At 53.8% G+C, this 5,451-nt stretch carries 2 tRNA genes and 3 rRNA genes; all 5 read left to right on the top strand.

What is annotated here, in order from left to right:
- Nucleotides 1-211 precede the first annotated feature (211 nt).
- The 5 genes from D2U88_RS11090 (at nt 212) to rrf (ending at nt 5,416) form a co-directional block, all read left to right on the top strand.
- Nucleotides 212-1,729: ribosomal RNA gene (locus D2U88_RS11090) — 16S ribosomal RNA — on the top strand.
- Between the two features lie 115 nt (nt 1,730-1,844).
- A tRNA-Ile gene (locus D2U88_RS11095) sits at nt 1,845-1,918 on the top strand.
- A gap of 154 nt (nt 1,919-2,072) precedes the next feature.
- Nucleotides 2,073-2,146, top strand: a tRNA-Ala gene (locus D2U88_RS11100).
- 216 nt (nt 2,147-2,362) lie between these two features.
- Nucleotides 2,363-5,178: ribosomal RNA gene (locus tag D2U88_RS11105) — 23S ribosomal RNA — on the top strand.
- 126 nt (nt 5,179-5,304) lie between these two features.
- Nucleotides 5,305-5,416: ribosomal RNA gene (gene rrf / locus D2U88_RS11110) — 5S ribosomal RNA — on the top strand.
- The 16S, 23S and 5S rRNA genes sit together here with 2 tRNA genes alongside, the layout of an rRNA operon.
- Nucleotides 5,417-5,451: the final 35 nt, after the last annotated feature.

A 5,451-nucleotide genomic window follows, 5' to 3' on the forward strand; every position in this document is an offset into this window, starting at 1 on the left:
GGAGTCGGGATAACGTTCTTATATTTGCACCCGCTTAGCTGATGAGGCAGGGCGTTTTCGAGAGGGGGATTGGTCGAGTGGCCGATTTTTTTTTCGGGAAAAACAAGAAGAAGTTCATATACATATTGTAACGACAGCGTAAAGAGAATAAGAACCATTTTGATGCGGGGGCCCGGATATTTCCGGGTGTCGGACAGACATTCAAGGAAATACAATGAAGAGTTTGATCCTGGCTCAGGATGAACGCTAGCGGCAGGCCTAACACATGCAAGTCGAGGGGTAGAGGGTGCTTGCACCCTTGAGACCGGCGCACGGGTGCGGAACGCGTATGGAACCTGCCCCTGTCAGGGGAATAGCCCAGGGAAACTTGGATTAATGCCCCATGGTATCGGGACATCGCATGATGACCTGATTAAAGATTTATCGGACAGGGATGGCCATGCGTACCATTAGCTAGTTGGTAAGGTAACGGCTTACCAAGGCAACGATGGTTAGGGGCCCTGAGAGGGGGATCCCCCACACTGGTACTGAGACACGGACCAGACTCCTACGGGAGGCAGCAGTGAGGAATATTGGACAATGGTCGGAAGACTGATCCAGCCATGCCGCGTGCAGGATGACGGCCCTATGGGTTGTAAACTGCTTTTATACGGGAAGAAACCCACCTACGTGTAGGTGGCTGACGGTACCGTAAGAATAAGGACCGGCTAACTCCGTGCCAGCAGCCGCGGTAATACGGAGGGTCCGAGCGTTATCCGGAATCATTGGGTTTAAAGGGTCCGTAGGCGGGCCTGTAAGTCAGGGGTGAAAGTTTGTGGCTCAACCATAAAATTGCCTTTGATACTGCAGGTCTTGAGTCATGGTGGGGTTGCCGGAACATGTGGTGTAGCGGTGAAATGCATAGATATCACATAGAACACCGATCGCGAAGGCAGGTGACCAACCATGTACTGACGCTGATGGACGAAAGCGTGGGTAGCGAACGGGATTAGATACCCCGGTAGTCCACGCCGTAAACGATGGATACTAGCTGTGGGGCATTCGTGCTCCGTGGCCAAGCGAAAGTGATAAGTATCCCACCTGGGGAGTACGTTCGCAAGAATGAAACTCAAAGGAATTGACGGGGGCCCGCACAAGCGGTGGAGCATGTGGTTTAATTCGATGATACGCGAGGAACCTTACCAGGGCTTAAATGCAGGCTGCATGGGGTGGAGACATCCCTTTCTTCGGACTGCCTGCAAGGTGCTGCATGGTTGTCGTCAGCTCGTGCCGTGAGGTGTCAGGTTAAGTCCTATAACGAGCGCAACCCCTGCCGTTAGTTGCCAGCATGTAAAGATGGGGACTCTAACGGGACTGCCGGTGCAAACCGTGAGGAAGGTGGGGACGACGTCAAATCATCACGGCCCTTACGTCCTGGGCCACACACGTGCTACAATGGCCGGTACAGAGGGAAGCCACCCCGCAAGGGGGCGCGGATCTATAAAACCGGTCACAGTTCGGATCGGGGTCTGCAACTCGACCCCGTGAAGCTGGAATCGCTAGTAATCGGATATCAGCCATGATCCGGTGAATACGTTCCCGGGCCTTGTACACACCGCCCGTCAAGCCATGGAAGCCGGGAGTGCCTGAAGTCCGTCACCGCAAGGAGCGGCCTAGGGCAAAATCGGTAACTAGGGCTAAGTCGTAACAAGGTAGCCGTACCGGAAGGTGCGGCTGGAACACCTCCTTTCTAGAGAAAGAGACGCCCGGAGGTTGTTCGGGCCCCGCACGAGGTGGTCCTTTACCTTTATGCTGTCGTTCACAATATGTTTTTTTGATATACTGGCGAATTTTTAGGCCAAGACAGTCTCATAGCTCAGCTGGTTAGAGCGCTACACTGATAATGTAGAGGTCGGCAGTTCGAGTCTGCCTGAGACTACGGAGGCGGCGAAGGCCGCGGTCATAGGTTTTGAGTTTTAGGTTCAAGGTCTATAAAGGTTCTTTAAAAAAGTATTGAAAGGAAATTCTAGAAGTTGAGAAGGTAGTTGATCGTTTTCTGGCTACTAACTACTATGTACCAACTACTGGTATATGGGGAATTAGCTCAGCTGGCTAGAGCGCCTGCCTTGCACGCAGGAGGTCAAGGGTTCGACTCCCTTATTCTCCACATTTTCCCCGCGGATGCGGGGATCCCGAAGGGGCGGCACCGATCAAGGTCGGTAATTTCCCGGAGGGATGCCAAATCAAGTTTGGCACAAAAGTTCATTGACATATTGGGACGGAGCGTGATGGTTTATACCATCATGGCGAAGTCAAAAGAAGAAACACGAAGTAGAATAGAATATATAAGGATTACGAGAGGGCATCCGTACTTGGTACGGGTGCGACAAGCAAAAGAAGGGCGTATGGGGGATGCCTAGGCTCTCAGAGGCGACGAAGGACGCGATAAGCTGCGAAAATCCACGGGGAGCTGCACATGAGCTTTGATCCGTGGGTGTCCGAATGGGGCAACCCGGCAGGTTGAAGGCCTGTCACACCGCAAGGTGGGCGAACCCGCTGAACTGAAACATCTAAGTAGGCGGAGGAAGAGAAAACAAGAGTGATTCCGAGAGTAGTGGCGAGCGAAATCGGAACAGCCCAAACCAACGTTGTCTCGGCAATGTTGGGGTTGTAGGACCACGATGTTCTTTGCGCGACGAACTGGAACCCTTTGGAAAGAGGGGCCGTAGACGGTGATAGCCCGGTACAGGCAAGGAGCGTTAAAGATAGTGGTATCCTGAGTAGCGCGGGGCACGTGAAACCCTGTGTGAATCCGGCGGGACCATCCGCCAAGGCTAAATACTCCTGGGAGACCGATAGTGTACCAGTACCGTGAGGGAAAGGTGAAAAGAACCGTGAACAACGGAGTGAAAAAGACCCTGAAACCATACGCCTACAAGCGGTCGGAGCCGGTTTACCGGTGACGGCGTGCCTTTTGCATAATGAGCCTACGAGTTACTTTTACCGGCAAGGTTAAGCACTTATGGTGCGCAGCCGCAGCGAAAGCGAGTCTGAACAGGGCGCTCTAGTCGGTAGTAGTAGACGCGAAACCGTGCGATCTACCCATGGGCAGGTTGAAGCTGTGGTAACACATAGTGGAGGACCGAACCCGTTGACGTTGAAAAGTCTTGGGATGACCTGTGGGTAGGGGTGAAAGGCCAATCAAGCTCGGAAATAGCTCGTACTCCCCGAAATGCATTTAGGTGCAGCGTCCTGATAGTTATATAGAGGTAGAGCTACTGATTGGATGCGGGGGCTTCACCGCCTACCAATTCCTGACAAACTCCGAATGCTATATAATGTTTCAGGGCAGTGAGGGCATGGGTGCTAAGGTCCATGTCCGAGAGGGAAAGAACCCGGACCATCAGCTAAGGTCCCCAAATATGTGCTAAGTTGACAAAACGCGGTGGGACTGCATTGACAGCCAGGATGTTGGCTTGGAAGCAGCCATCCATTTAAAGAGTGCGTAACAGCTCACTGGTCGAGCGGTCCCGCATGGATAATGATCGGGCATAAGCACATTACCGAAGCTATGGACTCCAAGGAGTGGTAGGGGAGCATTCCGTTCTGCGTTGAAGCGGGCCTGCGAGGTCCCGTGGAGCGTACGGAAACGAAAATGTAGGCATAAGTAACGATAATGCGGGCGAGAAACCCGCACGCCGAAAGACCAAGGTTTCCCCGGCCATGCTAATCAGCCGGGGGTCAGTCGGGACCTAACACGAACCCGGAAGGGGCAGTGGATGGACAAGCGGTTAATATTCCGCTACCCGCAATGCGACAAAAGTGACGGGGCGCCATAGTTGGTGCGTGCTGACGGAATAGCACGTTGAACCTTCGGGGATAGTACACCAAGGCCACGGCCGCGGTGATAATCCAGCGGAGGCGCCTCCAAGAAAAGCGAGCATTGCGGCCCGTACCGTAAACCGACACAGGTGGTCGGGATGAGAATTCTAAGGCGCTCGAGAGATTCATGGTTAAGGAACTAGGCAAAATGGACGCGTAACTTCGGGAGAAGCGTCGCTTACTTCGGTAAGCCGCAGTGAATAGGCCCAGGCGACTGTTTATCAAAAACACAGGGCTCTGCCAAATCGAAAGATGACGTATAGGGCCTGACACCTGCCCGGTGCCGGAAGGTTAAAGGGAGACGTCAGCCGCAAGGTGAAGCGTTGAACTGAAGCCCCGGTAAACGGCGGCCGTAACTATAACGGTCCTAAGGTAGCGAAATTCCTTGTCGGGTAAGTTCCGACCTGCACGAATGGTGCAACGATCTGGGCACTGTCTCAACCATGATCTCGGTGAAATTGTAGTATCGGTGAAGATGCCGGTTACCCGCAGTGGGACGAAAAGACCCCGTGCACCTTTACTATAGCTTCGTATTGACCCTGGGCAAGGGATGTGTAGGATAGCTGGGAGGATTTGAAGCGCTGTCGCCAGGCAGTGTGGATCCGTTGTTGAAATACCAGCCTTCGTTTGTCCGGGGCCTAACCCAGCAATGGGGACAGTGCGTGGTGGGTAGTTTGACTGGGGTGGTCGCCTCCAAAAGAGTAACGGAGGCTTCTAAAGGTGCCCTCAATACGGTTGGCAATCGTGTGCAGAGTGCAATGGCACAAGGGCGCTTGACTGTGAGACATACAGGTCGAACAGGTAGGAAACTAGAGCATAGTGATCCGGTGGTTCCGCATGGAAGGGCCATCGCTCAAAGGATAAAAGGTACGCCGGGGATAACAGGCTGATCTCCCCCAAGAGCTCACATCGACGGGGGGGTTTGGCACCTCGATGTCGGCTCGTCACATCCTGGGGCTGGAGAAGGTCCCAAGGGTTGGGCTGTTCGCCCATTAAAGTGGCACGCGAGCTGGGTTCAGAACGTCGTGAGACAGTTCGGTCTCTATCTACTGCGGGCGTGAGAGATTTGAGTGGATCTGGTTCTAGTACGAGAGGACCGAACTGGACCGACCGCTGGTGCACCGGTTGTCCCGCCAGGGGCATCGCCGGGTAGCTAAGTCGGGATGGGATAAGCGCTGAAGGCATATAAGCGCGAAACCCGCCACAAGATGAGATCTCTTTAAAGGGCCGTGGGAGATGACCACGTCGATAGGCCGTAGGTGGAAGTGCAGCGATGCATGCAGCCGAGCGGTACTAATTGCCCGTAAGCTTGCGCAGGCCCTCTCGGGACTCCCTTATAAAACATACTTCGTTGACTCTTTTTTCGGCCCTTGCCAAAGGTCCGTCCCAACATATGTCATACTTCGGCTACGCTCAGTAACCGATCATTAAGATATTGAAGATCTAGGTGGCCATGGCGACGGGGCCCACCCCTTTCCATTCCGAACAGGGAAGTTAAGCCCGTTTGCGCCGATGGTACTGCCACACCAGGTGGGAGAGTAGGTCGCCGCCTTCCTCGAAGCCCCTTTACACATGTGAAGGGGCTTTTTT

It is taken from the genome of Flagellimonas aequoris, from assembly GCF_003584165.1.
Taxonomy (GTDB): Bacteria; Bacteroidota; Bacteroidia; order Flavobacteriales; family Flavobacteriaceae; genus Flagellimonas; species Flagellimonas aequoris.